Here is a 17,749-nt window from a genome sequence, read left to right on the forward strand (position 1 = left end):
GTGTGCTGGATGGAAAATGCACGGACAGATGGGAAGTTATAGAAAGAGGAGAGAAAAATGTCAGAACCAATGAAAAATCCGCCAGCCAGAAATACACAGACGGCGAAACGGAATTATCAGAAAGAAATGGAAAAAGTGCTGGATGCAGCAGTCCGGGACGGCAGAGTTCCGACTTTATTTCTCCACAGCTGTTGTGCGCCGTGCAGCAGCTACGTGCTGGAATATCTGTCGCAGTATTTTTCGATTACGGTGTTCTACTACAATCCGAATATTTCCCCGAAGGAGGAATATGAGGCGCGCACGGAGGAGGTACAGCGGCTGATCCGGGAGCTTCCAGCGGTGCATCCGATCCGGTTTGTAGAAGGAAAGTACGACCCGGAATGCTACTATGAGGCAGTCAGGGGGCATGAGAAGGATCCGGAGGGCGGCGAGCGCTGTGGTATTTGTTTTGAGATGCGCCTTCGGGAAGCGGCGAAGCTGGCAGCCGAGGGCGGCTATGACTGGTTCACGACGACCCTCACGATCAGTCCGCTCAAAAATGCCGGGCGCCTCAATACGATCGGGCAGGCGATGGGAGAAGAGTATCATGTGGCATTTCTGCCGTCGGATTTCAAGAAAAAAGAGGGATATAAGCGCTCGATCGAGCTGTCGGCGCAGTATCATCTATACCGGCAGAATTACTGCGGATGCGTGTTCTCGAAGCGGGAGCGTGAAGAGCAGATGCAGAAGGAGAGGCAGGAAACATCGTGATTTGCGGGGCGATATGTTTGGTCGAAGATGAGTTTATATGGATGATTGCTTGTAGCTGTGAAAGTATGAATCGGCTGTGAGGGGAAAAAAGTGGTACTGTTCACAGGTAGGCACTTTTGGAACCGAAAGTGCCGTAAGAAAACGTGGTGGCAGCAGGAATTTGCCGTATTTAAATGCGAAGCCACGGCAAATTCCGTTACTGAGCACGTATGCGTGAACAGTAACAAAAAAGTTACAAGAAAAGATGGAAACAGAAAGGAAGAAACGCAATGTACCGCTTATGTATATTTGATTTGGATGGAACTCTTTTAAATACGGTTTATGCGCTGACTTATGTGACAAATTTAACATTGGATGCATTCGGACTGCGCCATGTTACACCGGAGGAAACGAAACGGATCGTGGGAAATGGATACCGGATGCAGATGAAGCGCGCGCTGGTGCTGGCGGGGGATGAGAAGCTGGTTCATTATGAAGCGTCGCTTCCGATTTATATGGAGAATTTCTCTAAATACTGCCTGAAAGACGTAGAGCCATATGACGGTATCCGGGAACTGCTGGCGTCGTTAAAAGAGGTGGGTGTACATGTGGCTGTCCTTTCGAACAAGCCGCATGAGCAGGCAATTGTGAATATTGAGACATTCTTTGGGAAAGGATATTTTGATGTGGTGCGCGGCGAGCAGGCGGGAACGCCGAAAAAACCGGCTCCAGACGGGGCGTTCGCCATTTGCCGGGAACTGGGTATAAAACAGGAAGAGTGTCTGTATCTGGGCGATACGAATACAGATATGGAAACTGGGCTGAATGCCGGAATGGACACGGTCGGCGTGCTCTGGGGCTTCCGTGACCGGGAAGAGCTGGAAGGCTGCCATCCGCAGTATATTGTGGCACATCCGTCGGAAGTAGCGGAGATTGTGAAGAAAAAGAATGAGTCACATGGAAGAATGGAGTAGTGTCTGTGTTTGTTCATAGCTGTGAAAAGAGAAACAGTTGTGAAAGAAAATGATATTTGAAATAGTAATTCGAAATGTTTATTGAAAAACATTTACTGAAATAGAAGATAGTTAAGGGTAAAAAAGAAATATGGTAAAACACAAGAATGGATTTAAATGTAAATGGATATCATGGATGCTTGCTTTTTTGCTTGCCTTTTCCTGTGTTCTTACAGCGTGTACGCCACGGCGGGGAACCGCATCGTCTGATTCATCGTCGAATCCGTTAAAAGGGGCAGATGCGTCTGGTGATACGCGCTTAAACGTTGTGACGACGCTATTTCCGTATTACGATTTTCTCCGGCAGATTGCCGGGGATTCGATTCGGCTGACGATGGTCGTTCCGGCGGGCATGGACAGTCATTCGTTCGAGCCGACGCCGGCGGACATGATCACGATCCAGAATGCAGATCTGTTAGTCTGCAACGGCGGTACGATGGAACAGTGGCTTTCGCAGGTGCTTGATTCCTTCGGGGAAGGCATCGGACCGAAGCGCGTCGTGACGATGATGGACTGCGTGGATGTAGTGCAGGAGGAGATCGTCGAGGGCATGGAAGATGGAGAGGCGCACGATCATGGACATACGCATGTTCATGCGGATGGAACAGTTCATGCGGGTGATCACGATCATGAGTCGGAAGATCATGCTCACAGTGAAGAAGAACATGAGCCAGAGGACCATGTTTACAGTGAAGAAGAACACGACACAGAAGAGCATATTCACAGCGAGGATGAGCATGATGTGGAAGATGTGGCGGTTCATGATGAAGATCACGCTCAGGAGTATCTGGATGAGGACGATGGTCACGGCGTCGAGATTGAATATGACGAGCACATCTGGACATCCCCGGTCAATGCGAAAAAGCTGGCCGGCGTGCTGGCGGAGGTGCTGGCACAGGAAGATCCGGCGCACGCGGCTTCCTATGCGGAAAACTGCGCGTCCTATCAGGATAAATTGACGGAATTGGATGCAGAATTCAGAGAAGTTGTCTCCCATGCCAAGCGCCGTCTCGTCGTTTTCGGTGATAAATTTCCACTCCGGTACTTTTTCGATGAGTATGGGCTGGAATACAGGGCGGCATTTTCAGGATGCAGTACGGATACGGAGCCGAGTGCCAAGACGATCGCCTACCTGATCGATAAGGTGCGGGAGGAACAGATACCAGCCGTCTATTACCTGGAGCTTTCCAGCCCGCGCGTGGCGGAGATCATCGGGGAAGAGACGGGCGCGGAACCACTGTTGTTCCACTCCTGCCACAATGTGACGAGACACCAGTTTGATTCGGGCGTTACCTATCTGGAATTGATGGAGCAGAACGTAAAGAACTTGAAAAAGGGATTGTCATAAAAAGAATAGATGATTATGGGAAAAGTCTTTAGCCATGGTGAATGTTTATGACAATAGAAGAGTAGAGCAGTAGTGAAAGGAATTATAGATGGGATTACTCTTAAAATGTGAGCATGTAGGTTTTGGTTATGAAAACCAGGATGCGGTGCTGGATGTGAACCTGGAGGTAAATGAGGGCGATTACATCTGCATTGTCGGGGAAAATGGTTCGGGAAAAAGTACCCTGATGAAGGGCATTCTGGGACTTTTAAAACCGACTTCGGGCAGGATTGAATATTCGGAAGAATTAAAAAAAGCCGGTATTGGTTACCTGCCGCAGCAGACCGACGCGCAGAAGGACTTTCCAGCGACTGTGTTTGAGGTGGTTATCTCCGGGTGCCTGGGAAAACGCGGCAGCCGCCCGTTTTATTCGATGAAAGAAAAGAAAGAGGCGCGGGCAAATCTGGATCGTCTGGGAATCCGTGATCTGGAAAAAAGCTGTTTCAGAGAGCTTTCCGGCGGTCAGAAACAGCGTGTTCTGATCGCGCGGGCGCTCTGTGCGACGGATAAGCTGCTGATTCTTGATGAGCCGATCACGGGACTCGATCCGTCGGCGATTCTGGACTTTTACCAGCTGATCCGGAAACTGAATCAGGAAGAAAAGGTTGCAATCCTGATGGTTTCCCATGATATGGCAAATATTGTGCATCAGGGAGGAAAAATTTTGCAGATGCGGCAGAAGCCGCTGTTCTGGGGTACGATGAAAGAATATGTGAAGAGTGAGATTGCTCATTCTTTCCTGGGACGGGAAGAGTTGGCAACTCTGGGGCACAGATGCGGAGTGCCGATGCAGAAGGATGGAATCAGAAAGATGCAGAAGCCGGAAATGGGTTCGGAAACTGATTCTGAAACGAAACAGCATTTGAAAGACAGAAATGCGGAGAAGGAGGTGTAGAAGATGGGAATTATATCTGAAATGTTATCATACCCGTTTATGGTGCGGGCGCTGATCGGCGGTCTTTTAGTCTCTCTCTGCGCCTCTCTGCTGGGTGTCAGCCTGGTGCTCAAACGCTACTCAATGATTGGAGACGGTTTATCCCATGTTTCGTTCGGATCCCTTTCGATTGCACTGGCGGCAGGCTGGTCACCTTTAAAGGTTTCGATTCCGGTGGTCGTGCTGGCGGCATTTTTCCTGCTGCGGATCACGGAACATGGAAAAGTAAAGAGTGACGCTGCGATTGCGATGATCTCGGCCAGTGCGCTTGCAATCGGTATTATCGTAACTTCCCTGACAACCGGTATGACGACCGATGTCAGCAGCTATATGTTTGGAAGCATTCTCGCGATGAGCCGGGAAGATGTCCAGTTTGCGGCGGTGCTTTCCATGGTGGTGCTTGGATTATATCTTTTTTGCTATAACAAAGTATTTGCGGTTACCTTTGATGAGAGCTTTGCCAAGGCGACCGGCGTCAATGTATCGCTCTATAACGTGCTGATAGCGGTTCTGACCGCGATCACGATCGTGATTGGAATGCGGATGATGGGCGCGATGCTGATCTCCAGTCTGATTATTTTCCCGGCTCTGACCTCCATGCGGGTGTTTAAGAGCTTCCGGGGGGTGGTCATCGCATCGGGGATTCTGTCGCTGATCTGTTTCTTTGGAGGAATGGTGCTGTCCTACACGTACTCAACACCGGCGGGCGCGAGCGTTGTTGTGGTGGATCTGGCGGCGTTTCTGCTCTTTTCACTGATACAGAGAGGGATAGCTGTTACTGCCCGCAAATAGGATGTTTTTTTGTAAAATATACACATTCTGTATGCTCATGTTTCTGTTCACGGGTAGGCACTTTTGGAAACGAAAGTGCCGTAAGAAAACGTGGTGGCAGCAGGAATTTGCCGCGATGATTTGCCAGGGAGTGGTTGACAAATAAAATGGCTTGCGGTTATAATAATATTCGGTTGCCGGAATGGGCAGATCGCCAGCAAAAGCTTGCAGAGTTGCTGGTCGGCGATAGAAAACGAAAATCGAATAGCTTGTCTAAGCGTTAAAGAGACTATAGGGTTTGTACTGTTTCTGAGATAAACAGTAAAGTCCGTAGTCTCTTTTTTATTTGATAAGAAATGCTTTGCAGAAGAAACCTAGGTGTTTTTTTCTGCGAAGAATGTGTCAGAAACGCTCATGAAAAGTGAAAAATAAAAAAGGGAATGGAGATGGAAAAATGGATCAGACCTACATGAAAGAAAAACCAGTTGTCCCGCTGCTGCTTTCGATGGGAATCCCGGTCATCATATCGATGATCGCCGGGGCACTCTACAATATCGTGGACAGCATTTTCGTGGCAATGATCAGTGAGGACGCGATGACGGCGGTTTCGCTTGTCTATCCGATCCAGAACCTCGCGCACGCAGCCGGGGTTGGGTTTGGCGTTGGTATCAATGCGATGGTGGCGAGACGCCTTGGCGAAGGAAAAACACGGATGGCGAACCAGACAGCATCGCAGGGAGTATTTTTAAGTGCCTTACATGGAATGATTTTAACGATTTTAGGAATGGCGGTGATTCCGTATTTCCTGCGGATGTTTACGAGCGATGAGGTAACGATTTCCTACGGACTGACGTATTTTTGCAATGTATTTCTGTTTTCAACGATCGACACGATGGGAATGGCATATGAAAAGGTCTACCAGTCGGTTGGAAAAATGAAAATATCGATGGCAGCCGTCTTGATTGGATGCGGCGTCAATATCGTGCTGGACCCGATCTTTATCTTTGGCTTAGGCCCCATGCCGGAACTGGGAATCCGCGGTGCGGCGTGGGCGACAGGAATCGGGCAGACGGCGTCGCTGCTGTTTTATTTGATTTTAAACCATGTGAAACCGTTAAATGTGGAGATTTCGCTGCGGGAAATGCGTCCGTCGAAGGAGATCTGCGGCGGTATGTATTCAGTCGGAATCGCGGCAACACTCAATATGGCGCTGACATCCCTGCTTCTGACGGCGCTCAATGCGATTCTGGCACCATTTTCGCAGGTATATATTCTGGTGCTGGGTGTTTACTACAAGCTGCAGGCACTGCTTTATCAGGGAGCCAGCGGCGTGGTGCAGGGAATGCGCCCGCTGATCGGTTACAATTACGGTGCAGGCGAGCAGGAGAGGGTGAAAAAGATCTTCCGCGCGGCCTTCATGATTGTTGGCATTATCATGACAGCGGGAACCCTGCTTGGCGAGCTGGTGCCGGATTTCCTGATGGGGCTGTTTACGCAGACGCCTTCGACGGTGGAGATCGGCAGAACGGCGCTCCGGCTCATCAGCCCGGGCTTTGTCATGTCAACGGTTTCCGTCATTGCTTCCGGCGCGTTTGAGGGACTTGGAATGGGACTTAAATCTCTGAAAATTTCCCTGATGCGCTATGCCGTGATTATCATTCCGATCGCATTTGTGCTCAGCCGGATCATCGGTCCTACCGGTGTCTGGCACGCGTTCTGGCTGGCAGAGCTTATCACGGCAGTGTATGCTGGGGCGAGCTGGAAGCGGACGATTACTGTGTCTTTATAGGGCGGTTTTGGTCTCAAAAAGGCTGCATATATGTGAGGCTAAAAACGTTACTGTTCACACGCGCCCAGTAACGGGATTTTGCCGATGCTTGACTTTACTAGGTATTTGTGTAAAATAATAAGTGGCTGATCGGAACTTCGGCAGATTCGGGCGATGTAAAGCTATGCATTGCCGGGATGCCAGGTACCGGGCGGACAATGATTTACAGTCAGTACACATTTGTACAGAAAAGAAGGTAAGTAAAATGACAAAGATTGATATTATTTCCGGTTTCCTGGGTGCAGGAAAGACTACGTTTATTAAACAGCTTTTAAAAGAAGCAATTTCAGGCGAGAAAGTCGTTCTGATTGAAAATGAATTTGGACAGATCGGCATTGACGGCGGTTTTTTAAAAGACGCTGGCATCGAGATCCGTGAGATGAACTCCGGCTGTATCTGCTGCTCCCTGGTCGGCGATTTTGGACGTTCCCTCGAGGAAGTTCTGACCAAATATCAGCCGGATCGTGTTATCATCGAGCCGTCAGGCGTCGGCAAGTTGTCTGATGTTATGAATGCAGTAAAAAATGTAGCTTCTGAGATTGAGGTTATGTTAAACAGTGCGGTTACCGTGGTAGATGTCAACAAATGCCGTATGTATATGAAGAACTTCGGTGAGTTTTTCAACAACCAGATCGAAAATGCAGGCACGATCGTGTTAAGCCGTACCGATGTAGCGGATCCGAAGAAGGTACAGGGTGCGGTTGAGATGCTTCGCCAGCACAATGCAAAGGCAACCATCGTGACCACTCCATGCAGCGAGCTGACCGGTGCACAGCTTCTTGAGATGATTGAGCAGGAAGATGATATGGCAGAGGAGCTGATGAAAGAGGCAAGAGAGCATATGCATGAGCATCATCACCATCATGATCATGACGATGACTGCGATTGCGGCTGCCATGACCACGATCATGAGCATCACCACCATGACGATGACTGCGACTGTGGCTGCCATGATCATGATCACGAGCATCATCACCATGACGATGACTGCGATTGTGGCTGTCATGATCACGATCATGAGCACCATCATCATGACCATGATGATGACTGTGGCTGTCACGATCATGACCATGAGCATCATCATCACGACCATGATGACGAGTGTGGCTGTGGCTGCCATGACCACCACCACGATCACGAAGGACACCATCATGCAGATGATGTATTTACAAGCTGGGGCTTGGAGAATGTCGGCGTGATGAAGAAAGAAGATCTGCAGAAGATTCTGGATGATCTGGCTTATGGTGATAAATACGGCGAGGTTCTGCGTGCGAAAGGCATGGTTCCGAGTGAAGAAAAGGGCGTATGGCTGCATTTTGATATGGTTCCGGAGCAGGCTGAGATCCGTGAGGGAGCACCGGATTTTACCGGAAAGGTGTGCGTGATCGGTGCCGAGCTGGACGAAGAGGGTCTGAAGGCAGCGTTCAACGCGTAAATACAAGGAGAATGAACTATGAATGAAGATAAGATGCCGTTGTTTCTCATCAATGGTTTTCTGGAAGCTGGAAAAACCCAGTTTATTAAATTTACAATGCAGCAGGATTATTTCCAGACCGAAGGAAAAACACTTCTGATTGTCTGCGAAGAGGGCGAGGAAGAGTATGATGAGGAGCTTTTAAAGCAGACTCATACAGCGGTTGTCTATATAGAGGAAGCGGAAAAGCTGACGCCGGAATACCTACAGGATCTGGAACTCCTTTACAATCCGGAGCGAGTTCTGATGGAGTGGAACGGTATGTGGAATCTGGATGCCCTGAAACTTCCGAACGATTGGGATCTGTATCAGCAGATTACGATCATCGATGGTTCCACATTTGATTTATACCTGCAGAACATGAAACCATTGATTGGTGCCATGGTCCGCAACACGGAAATGATTATCATGAACCGTTGCGACGAGATCGAGGATCTGGATGTATACCGCCGTACTTTAAAGGGCATGAACCCGCAGGTTCAGATCGTATTTGAGGACGCAGAGGGCGAAATTGAGGAAGTGACCGAAGCGGATCTTCCATTTGATGTCAATGCCGAAGTGATCGAGATTCCGCCGGAGGCATATGGTATCTGGTATATTGATGCGATGGATAAACCGGACCGTTACCGTGGAAAGACCGTTGAATTTACCGGCATGGTACTGAAAACCCCGGATTTCCCGAAGAACAACTTTGTTCCTGGACGTATGGCGATGACCTGCTGCGAGGCAGATATGACGTTCTTAGGTTTCATGTGCAAGGCAAAAAATGCCCGTCTGCTTGAGACGAAAGACTGGGTCAAAGTACGTGCCCGCGTAGAATATGAGTATATGCCGGAGTATGAGGGCGAAGGTCCGATGCTTTATGCAGATTACGTGGAAAAGGCAGAGCCGATTGAGGAGATTGTGCAGTTCTAAGATTTGCAACGGAAAGCTGTGCTTGAATGAAAAGGTGTGCCCCGGAGTGTGGAAGACTCCGGGGTTTTTAAAAAAGAAAGAGAAATCGAACAAATGCTCGATTTCTCTTTCTTTTATTTAAAATTGGATTACAGCTTTATCTTACTCCGTCATCTTCGGCACCGGAGTAGGTCTTGACCGGTCAAATACCTCGTTGACATCAAACAGGTCACTCAAATGATCGCCGCCGACTCCACTTTCCGGAAGGTCGTAATACATCCGGTAGCCGTCGAGGTTTCGACGCCCCTGTCGCATATAATCGTCGCCGATCTGGACGAAATACTGGGAGGAATCTACGTTACAGAAGTAACGGAATCCCTTGTTGTACAGGTACTGGAAGCGCTCGCTGCTTGTATCATACGGATGCCAGTCCCCAATATCGCTTCCAAACGGGAAGAGGATGATATCACACGGACCGGTCAGCGTTTCGACTTCATTTGCCCATTTATCGGTATCTTCACGGAATTTATCCATGGAGATCGTACCCATGTTGCGGTGTCCCCAGCTGTGGGAGGCAATTTCAAAACCGTCGTCGCGCAGGCACTGGACGACTTTTGCTGCGTTGGCGCGTTCTTCCTCAAAGTTGAAATCCGGGTGTTCCGCTTTGTACTCGTCAGTATTGTAGGCGGAATCGGTGCGGTAGCCCAGGATGCCATTGTAACCGGTAAAAGCAATGCACGCTTTTGCGCCGCGGTAGGAGAAATCCGGATGCTCTTTGATGAAATCATCCAGTAACGGCACCAGATCATAGGAACCGACGGAAACAGAACCGTCGTCCATCTTCATCTCGTTCGTTGGCTTGCCATCCTCGCCGATAATCATACGGGAGGCAAAGCCATCTCCATCCATGTATTCGTAGTAGCAGACATCATCCTGTGACATGACGAACGGCTTCTTACCTTCCGGAAGCATGATATCGCCCTCCTGGAAATGCTTGGAACCGTCCTCTGCGGTCACCTCATATGCTACATCGTGCAGACGTACCAGAACGAAACCGCGCTCATACATCGACTGGAGAATCTTCATAAATTCATCCTTGGTCGTCATGACCTGATTATAACCCTTTTCGCGGCTGTCGCCGTCAAATGCTTTCGAGGTATCCATAATCAGTGTATGGAAGAATACATGCGTTACCTTGCGCGGATCAGCGCGCACCAGTGTTTCTTTGGTGGCGTTGTATTCGTCGATCGCTGCCGTCACGGACTCGTCAGATGCGTATGTACTGCTGGACAGGAGATTGATTGCCCCGTCATAGTCATAACCGTCTGCCAGAAGCTTTGCCTGAGCGATGACACCCTCGAGGCTGTCATCAGCAGGTGCAGATGCATTATCAAGGGAAATTACTCCATTTTCAGAATCCGTTTCGGTTGACGCTGGAACCGAAGATACATGTGCTGCCGGAGAGCGGCGCACCCAGAGGAACGCGGCAATTCCAAGCAGTACAATCAGAATGCCGATTAAAATTAAATACGGAAGTTGGAGGAACCGCCGTGCCGTCGCCTGGAACGTCCGCCACGTGCAGAAAATCCAACGCTTCCAAGGGAGGAATTTCTTCTCATCATAGTTTTCACCTTTTGTTTATTCATATTTATCTGTCGTTTTTTGCGTCAGATAGTAATAACAGGCCGAGAAAGTTTGCCACCGACTCGACACAGCAAGAAAGAGAGCGGAAAACGTTTTTATAAGCCTGTCTGTGTTCTTATAGTATACCATAAAAAGGAAAGGTGGTCTATGACAGTTTCTTACAATTCTCTTTGGCATAGGGACGGGCGGATATGCCATATCTTGAGAAGAGAGTATGTGCAGGCGGAGGAAGATATGAATGAAAAATGTATCATGCAGGGAGAGGCGTGGTATTTGAAATGGAAGCGTGTGGAAAAATGGTGTTGGTTTGTGAAAAAGAAGCTGTTTCGGGAAAAAGGATGTATGTGTTGGGACGAAGGGGGCAGAGACAGGAGAAGAGTGTATTTAAACAAAAATGCTTGGAGAGGGCTGGCAGCGATTGGTGTAGCGGTTGTGCTTACGATGGGAGAATGTGTGTCAGGCATACAGCTTGGAATTGGTAAATTGGGGGGAAATGGTATGCTCACATCTTACGCGGAGGAACTGTGGATTCCCGTTTCAGTAACCGCAGAGACAGCGCAGGCAGCAGAAAATGCCGCTGAGCTTCCCGTCCAGGCACCGGAGGCGATCCTTATGGAGCCTCCACCGGAACTATTTTGTACGAAAAAAATGCGGACGAGGCGCGAAATCCAGCCAGCGTGACGAAGATTATGACGCTGCTTCTGATTTTTGATGCGTTACATTCGGAAAAAATTCATTTGCAAGATGAGGTCACGACCAGCGCGCATGCGAAATCTATGGGGGGATCCCAGGTGTTTTTGGAAGAAGGGGAGGTACAGACGGTCGAAACGCTGATCAAGTGCATCGTCATTGCATCGGGAAATGATGCCAGTGTGGCAATGGCAGAGTATATCGGCGGCAGTGAGGAGGCATTTGTTGCGATGATGAACGAGCGGGCGAAAGGGCTTGGAATGGAGACAGCAAAGTTTGAGGATTGCTGTGGTCTGACGGCGTCTACGACGCACGCGATGTCGGCGCGCGACATTGCCCTCATGTCGCGGGAATTGATCACGAAGTATCCGGAAATTTTTCAGTATTCAACGATCTGGACGGAAAATATAACGCACCGGACCAAGCAGGGAGAGAAAGAATTTGGACTTTCCAATACGAATAAGCTGCTGAAAATGGTGACAAATTTTGAGGTGACGGGACTGAAAACAGGTTCTACATCGCTGGCAAAATATTGCCTGTCCGCAACCGGGCGGAAAGATGGCGTTGATCTGATTGCCGTCATTCTGGCAGCACCGGATTATAAGGCGCGGTTTGCGGATGCGGTCACATTATTAAATTATGGGTTTGCAAATTGTCATCTTTACAAAGATGAAAATCCGGGAGCTGTGCCGGAAACGACGGTGGCAGGCGGCATCCAGGAACAGGTTGCAGGGCGTCTGCGGGGAACCTTTTCTTACCTTTCGATGGGAGGAGAGAATCTGGATGGAATCGAAAAAGAGTGGATGATGGAAGAATCCCGCAAAGCGCCGGTTCGGGAAGGTGATGTGATCGGACATCTGGTCTACCGGCTGGATGGACGGGAATTGGGAAGTGTGGAGATAGAAGCGGCAGAAACGGTGGAGAAAGCGGGACTCTGGGACTATTTTAAGAAGGTAATGGGAGTGTTTGCGGCATAGAAATAAAGAGCTGTCATGTTTGAATAGTGATACACGACAGCTTTTTTGTGTAATAGGAAATTCCTTGGAATTCCCTATTACACAAAAAGGCACTAACGTGCCAATGATGCGCACTCGCGCGAAGATGTAGGTTGTCGCAAGCGACCGCGCTCGGCGCGAGAATGTGCCAAGGCACATTCTTTTTTGCTGGTTATTCATTCTGCAATCCAGCCGCTTTTTCAGAATACGTGGTCGTTACCAGTTTTTCATAAGGAATCCGTTCCTTGAGTTCACCTGCTTCTTCCAGAATATTTTCCAGAAGCTCAAAGCTGTCCCTGTGGAAAATGGTATCATTTTTCCAGGTGTCCTGCGCTTTGTAGCGTTCAACGATGCGGGCGATTGCCGCGCGGTCTGTTTCCGGAACTGAGGTTGGATTGTCTCGGCGATTTCGTCCGCACTGTGGGAGTTGACGTAAGCTAAGCCCTTCTGGATGGCATTCGTGAACGACTGGATAATTTCCGGATGCCTATTTAGATAGCTCTGCTTTGCACAGTAGGCGGTGTAGGGGACATAACCGGAATCGACGCCGAGCGAGGCGACAACGGTGCCATTTCCTTCGGTTTCAAGGGTGGTGGCGAAGGGCTCGAACTCGACCGTGTAATCCGCATCATTACTCGTAAACGCCGCCGCTGTCAGCCCGAAATTGATACTCTGATCGATTGTCAGGTCATTTTTTGGATCGATGCCATTTTTCTTTAAAATATACTCAAAGACCATTTCCGGCATTCCACCCGCGCGCCCGCCAAGCACCTTTTTGCCTTTCAGATCCTGCCAGGAAAAGTCTGGTTCGGCACTTCGTCCAACGAGAAAGTTTCCGGCACGCTGGGTCAGCTGGGCAAAATTGACAGCATAATCGGCGGAACCTTCCTGGTAGACATAGATACTTGCCTCTGAGCCCATGAATCCGATATCGGCATCCCCGGAGATGAGCGAGGTCATAACCTTGTCGGCACCGGCACCGTTTACGAGTGTCAGAGCGATGCCTTCATCCTTAAAATAGCCCAGCTCGATCGCGGCGTACTGTGGCGCATAAAAAATCGAGTGGGCTACCTCATTGAGTGTGACCGGTTCAAGCGCCCCGTCCGCCTCCTTCGCCTGTCCACACCCGGTCAGGGTGGTAAGCAGAGTGAGCACAGCCAGGGCAGCTGCAAATTTAGTTCGTTTCATGGTTGCCTCCTGCGGTTCGTTCATACTATTAAGATATGGGAAATACAGGAAGGTGTGAGCGGTCTGCTGATTTTTCTTTCTGTCTCCAGAGAAGTCCAATACAAAGCCCGACAAGCGACGGCAGAATCCATCCGAGGTTCAAATCAAACAGCGGAAGCGTCTGTCTGGCAAATGCGATGACGGGTTCCAGATCTAGGGCAGACTGCATTTCGTCCGGCAGAGCTGCTAAAAAGTCAAAGATAGAAGCTGCCCAGGAACAAATGGTAACGCAGACATAGACTTTTTTGTTATGCTGGAATGCATTTCCAACCAGCGCCAGGAGAATTAGCGTGATGGCTGGCGGGTAAATCAGCATCAAAACAGGAACCGAGTAAGTGATGATAGCGGACAGTCCTACATTTGACACAATGAGTGAAAAAAGGGTAAAAACGACCGCCCATGCACGGTAGGAAAGGGCATGGGGAAACAGTTTCACAAAGGTTTCCGCACAGCTCGTTACAAGCCCGATGGAGGTTTTGAGGCAGGCGAACGTGATCGCGATGGCGAGGATCCAGGTGCCCATCCGTCCAAGGTAGTAGTCTGCAATCTGGGAGAGGGCGATGCCGCCGTTTTCTGAAAGTTCGAATTGTCCCAGTGACTGTACTCCAATCAGGATGGTAAGCAGATAGATAAATGCCATCAGAAGCCCAGCCAGCATACCGGAATGCAGAACCTCTTTTGCAATGGTTGAATCTTCCCGCACGCCCATCTGGCGGATAACCGAAATGACCACGATCCCGAATGCGAGTCCGGCAATCGCATCCATGGTTTCATAGCCCTGGGAGAGCGCGGAAAAGAAAGCTCCATTCTGATAAGAGGCATCGGGAACTGCCGCTGAAACCTCGATGCTCGGATGAAGCAGGGCAGTCACAATCAGAACGCCTAGAAACAGAAGAAACAGCGGATTGATGATTTTTCCGATCCAGAGCGTGATGCTGCCTGGGCGAATGGAAAATACAAACACCAGCCCAAAGAAGATCAGCGAAAACAAAAACAGCATAGTCTGTTCGGAAAGCTGTGTTCCTAAAAGGGGTCTGACTCCGGCGGTAAAGGAGGTCGTAGCGCACCGCGGAATAGCGAAAAACGGTCCAATTGTCAGGTAGAGCAGACAGGTAAAGAAATAGCTATATCTGTGTCCGACGCGGCGGGACAGATCCTGAAGTCCCTCCGAATGCGTGCTTCCGATCGCGGCAACACCCAGGATCGGAATGCCGACGGCAGTCAGAATAAATCCAATCGCTGCCGGGAGAAACTGGCGTCCGGCAAGCTGACCGAGATGTACCGGAAAAATCAGATTCCCGGCGCCGAAGAACATGCCGAATAATGTTCCGGCAACTAAAAGCCGCTGCTTATGGGAAAGACAGGTCTGCGTCATAGATACTCACTCCTTTTACATGAGAATTGAAAGTTACTGTTCACGCATACGTGTCCAGTAACGGAATTTGCCGTGGCTTCGCATTTAAATACGGCAAATTCCTGCTGCCACCACGTTTTCTTACGGCACTTTCGGTTCCAAAAGTGCCTACCCGTGAACAGTAACAATTGAAAACTCTTTTCTAATCATCATTATAAAGCCTTCCTTGTGGTTTGTGAAAATCTAGTTTATAATAGAAATATGACAAAATGTAATATTCTAAAAGGAGGTGCGGCATGGATGCCAAAAAACTGGAAATATTGATGACGGCGGTAGATCTTGGAAGTTTTTCGAAAGCATCCGAGGTAGTTGGCTACACGCAGTCGGGGCTGACCCATCTGGTGGACAGCCTGGAGCGTGAGATTGGATTTCCGTTGATCCGCCGCAGTTACAGCGGCATCGCGCTGACGGAGGCGGGAGAAAACCTGTTGCCGGATATCCGCCAGTTTTTGCAGGCAAATGCCACCCTGGAAAATAAGATTCAGGCGGTGCGGGAACAGCAGGAGGAGTCGATCCGTGTGGCGGCATATGCGAGCATCGCGATGTACTGGATGCCGGAGATTTTATACCGGTTCCGCCGCCTCTGCCCGAAGGTGGACGTTGATCTCCGCATGGTCGATCATGCGCTGGAACCATTTGAATTATTACAGAGCGGAAAGACGGATGTCATTTTTGCGAGCAGACAGAAAGAACCGAAATGCGAGTGGATTCCGCTGTATCATGAACTTTTGTATGCGATTCTGCCAAAGCAGTATCCCTTAAATGGGCGCAAAGAATTTCCGCTGCGTGAATTTGAAGGAAAAGATTTCCTGATGCCTTACGGGCGGTTTGACATCGATGTACACGCCGCATTTGCAAAAGAGGGAGTCAGGGCAAAGGAGCAGTCCGTCTATGTGGATGACGAGACGGTGATCCGCATGGTGGGAAAAGGACTGGGCATTTCAATGATGTCTGAACTGATGATCCGCGGAAATACGGAAGATGTCTACTGCGTTCCGGTTTCCCCGACCTGCATCCGGGAAATAGGAATGGGTATGAAGCCGGGGGCGGAGGAAAGTGAAAGCATTGCGAAGCTGACGAAATGTGTGATGCAGTTTGTGAGTACGTTAAATAAAGGAAGAAACGTCTCTTTGAAATAACCGGAATCAAAGTCCAAACAGTCCCAGCCTTGCCATTTTCCCGGTATAGAGTATATAATTATTAAGAAGAAACGACTGAGACTGCCGGCTTTTCGTTTTTTGGAAGAGCTGGTAGTTAGGTGTTTTCAGATATTGAAATATTCAGGAAAATCAGAAACATAAATACAGATAAATATATGGAAGGAATACACCGTGAGTATAAATAAAAACCTTTTTGACGCTCTCCCAATCGGCTTTTTCAACTGCCTGGCAAGCGGCAGCAGCAACCGCATTTATTCGGACTGTCTTCTGCTCATTTATCATGAGTATGACCGGGAGATCACCTACCGCATTGCCCGCAGCCGCATCCGGGATGCGCTTGCCATCTATCTTCTGGAAAATCACATTGATTATTTGGACGATGAGATGACAACCGACCGGAATTACAACCAGCTTGCCAATTCTGTGATCCGCAAATTCTGCTCGAAAGAGGTCGGATGGCTGGAGGAGGACACGGACGATGCGACGTATGAGAAGCATATCATGATGACGGAGCAGGGCGTCTTTCTGGCAGAATTTCTCCAGAAGATGATGAAGCCGGAGTGGGAAGAATTTTCAAGTTATATTTTCAATATTTATAATATTTTGCAGAATCCCGACCAGTGGGAACCGGATATCTATGTCAATGCGCTGCGCTCGGTCTACCGCAACGCGAAACAGCTCTCCGGTGCGCTCAAGCGCCTGGCGACCTTTATCAAAAAAATCATCGAGCGGATGGTGCGCGAGGAAAGCCTGGAAAGTCTGACCGAGAACGTCCTCGAATACTGTGAGGGCGATTTTATCCGCGAGTACGCGCGTCTGACGAAACAGCAGAATATTCATATGTACCGTTCCTTTATCCGGTCAAAGCTGGAAGCGATGCAGAACCGGCAGGAGCTGTTTGAGGGCCTGGTGGCGGGATGCGCGAAGGAAGAAGAACTGGAACACATTGAGGCGGAGAATAAGGTGCTGGATATGATCCAGACGATTCTGCAGTTTTTCTCAGTCGATTACGACGAGATCATGCGGGATATCAAGCATAAAATTAATATCTATTTACAGATTGCGATTGGACGCGCGAGATTTCTTCAAAACCGGGACAGCGATGTGCGCGGGCATGTCGAGCAGACGATCCGCGTGATTGCGGCGGAGATGAACACACTCGGTTGGAAGGAAGAACTGCCGGAGTCGATGAACGGGTTGTTTTTGCTGGAAAATAATGAGTTTATCGATACCGACTCGATCCGTTATCCGCGACGGGAGCAGATGATCCGCGAGGCAACCTATGCGGAGCTGGAAGAAATGACACAGGAGGACATCGATCGTGCGAGGGAGGCACAGGAGAGGGAGGCAGAGAACCCGTATTCGAAGGATAAGATGGAGAATTATCTGGAGGCGCTTTTAGGAGATCGGACGGAGATATCCAGCGAGGAGGTTCCGATGAAGAGCAAGCGGGATCTTTTAAGCGCGCTCTCGGCGGTTGCATATGGTTCGGAAAATGGGTATGAGATACAGGCGGAGGATGGTTATCTGGAAACGCAGCAGATGCTTCTGCGGCGCTTTAAAATCGAACGCCGGAAGGAGAAATAAAA

Annotated in this window: 11 protein-coding genes and 3 pseudogenes; 11 read left to right on the forward strand and 3 right to left on the reverse strand. The window is 49.3% G+C overall.

All coding sequences use genetic code 11. From position 1 onward, the window contains the following. Nucleotides 1-57: 57 nt before the first annotated feature. The 8 genes and pseudogenes from DW085_RS06820 (at nucleotide 58) to DW085_RS06855 (ending at nucleotide 9,051) form a co-directional block, all read left to right on the forward strand. Nucleotides 58-750 carry an epoxyqueuosine reductase QueH gene (locus DW085_RS06820; RefSeq protein WP_118491939.1) on the forward strand — a complete coding sequence of 231 codons (693 nt, stop codon included), beginning with the start codon at nucleotides 58-60 and terminating at the stop codon, nucleotides 748-750. A gap of 269 nt (nucleotides 751-1,019) precedes the next feature. Beyond that, nucleotides 1,020-1,703, forward strand: a complete 684-nt coding sequence (locus DW085_RS06825) for an HAD family hydrolase (RefSeq protein WP_118491941.1) — start codon at nucleotides 1,020-1,022, stop codon at nucleotides 1,701-1,703. Between the two features lie 175 nt (nucleotides 1,704-1,878). Beyond that, nucleotides 1,879-3,090 carry a zinc ABC transporter substrate-binding protein gene (locus DW085_RS06830; RefSeq protein WP_182430819.1) on the forward strand — a complete coding sequence of 404 codons (1,212 nt, stop codon included), beginning with the start codon at nucleotides 1,879-1,881 and terminating at the stop codon, nucleotides 3,088-3,090. An 88-nt stretch (nucleotides 3,091-3,178) separates the two neighbouring features. Then, nucleotides 3,179-3,880: pseudogene (locus DW085_RS06835) on the forward strand (ABC transporter ATP-binding protein); the annotation flags it as partial. 147 nt (nucleotides 3,881-4,027) lie between these two features. Further along, nucleotides 4,028-4,855 carry a metal ABC transporter permease gene (locus tag DW085_RS06840; protein WP_118491945.1) on the forward strand — a complete coding sequence of 276 codons (828 nt, stop codon included), beginning with the start codon at nucleotides 4,028-4,030 and terminating at the stop codon, nucleotides 4,853-4,855. Nucleotides 4,856-5,288: 433 nt separating this feature from the next. Then, nucleotides 5,289-6,623, forward strand: a complete 1,335-nt coding sequence (locus DW085_RS06845) for an MATE family efflux transporter (RefSeq protein WP_118491947.1) — start codon at nucleotides 5,289-5,291, stop codon at nucleotides 6,621-6,623. Between the two features lie 244 nt (nucleotides 6,624-6,867). Beyond that, nucleotides 6,868-8,097, forward strand: a complete 1,230-nt coding sequence (locus DW085_RS06850; RefSeq protein WP_118491949.1) for a CobW family GTP-binding protein — start codon at nucleotides 6,868-6,870, stop codon at nucleotides 8,095-8,097. Between the two features lie 18 nt (nucleotides 8,098-8,115). Then, nucleotides 8,116-9,051, forward strand: coding sequence for a GTP-binding protein (locus DW085_RS06855; RefSeq protein WP_022359817.1), 936 nt, complete (start codon nucleotides 8,116-8,118; stop codon nucleotides 9,049-9,051). A 141-nt stretch (nucleotides 9,052-9,192) separates the two neighbouring features. On the opposite strand, the gene DW085_RS06860 is transcribed toward DW085_RS06855, so the two are convergent. Then, nucleotides 9,193-10,503 (reverse strand): polysaccharide deacetylase family protein, encoded by a 1,311-nt coding sequence (locus tag DW085_RS06860; RefSeq protein ID WP_243033952.1) that lies wholly within the window; start codon nucleotides 10,501-10,503, stop codon nucleotides 9,193-9,195. Between the two features lie 669 nt (nucleotides 10,504-11,172). On the opposite strand from DW085_RS06860, the pseudogene DW085_RS06865 reads away from it, so the two are divergent. Continuing rightward, nucleotides 11,173-12,341 (forward strand): annotated as a pseudogene (locus DW085_RS06865) (D-alanyl-D-alanine carboxypeptidase family protein). A 190-nt stretch (nucleotides 12,342-12,531) separates the two neighbouring features. Here DW085_RS06865 and DW085_RS06870 read toward each other — a convergent pair. Together DW085_RS06870 and brnQ are read right to left on the reverse strand one after the other, a co-directional pair. After that, nucleotides 12,532-13,547: pseudogene (locus tag DW085_RS06870) on the reverse strand (ABC transporter substrate-binding protein). A gap of 28 nt (nucleotides 13,548-13,575) precedes the next feature. Next, complete coding sequence (gene brnQ / locus DW085_RS06875) at nucleotides 13,576-14,961, reverse strand: branched-chain amino acid transport system II carrier protein (RefSeq protein WP_118491953.1); 1,386 nt, start codon at nucleotides 14,959-14,961, stop codon at nucleotides 13,576-13,578. Nucleotides 14,962-15,236: 275 nt separating this feature from the next. Here brnQ and DW085_RS06880 point away from each other — a divergent pair, with 275 nt between their 5' ends. Then, complete coding sequence (locus tag DW085_RS06880; RefSeq protein ID WP_107000149.1) at nucleotides 15,237-16,139, forward strand: LysR family transcriptional regulator; 903 nt, start codon at nucleotides 15,237-15,239, stop codon at nucleotides 16,137-16,139. A 192-nt stretch (nucleotides 16,140-16,331) separates the two neighbouring features. Next, nucleotides 16,332-17,747: a Wadjet anti-phage system protein JetA family protein gene (locus DW085_RS06885; RefSeq protein WP_118491955.1), complete on the forward strand. Its 1,416-nt coding sequence runs from the start codon at nucleotides 16,332-16,334 to the stop codon at nucleotides 17,745-17,747. The last annotated feature ends 2 nt before the right edge of the window (nucleotides 17,748-17,749 follow it).

Source organism: Clostridium sp. AF50-3, assembly GCF_003477445.1.
GTDB lineage: Bacteria > Bacillota > Clostridia > Lachnospirales > Lachnospiraceae > Otoolea > Otoolea fessa.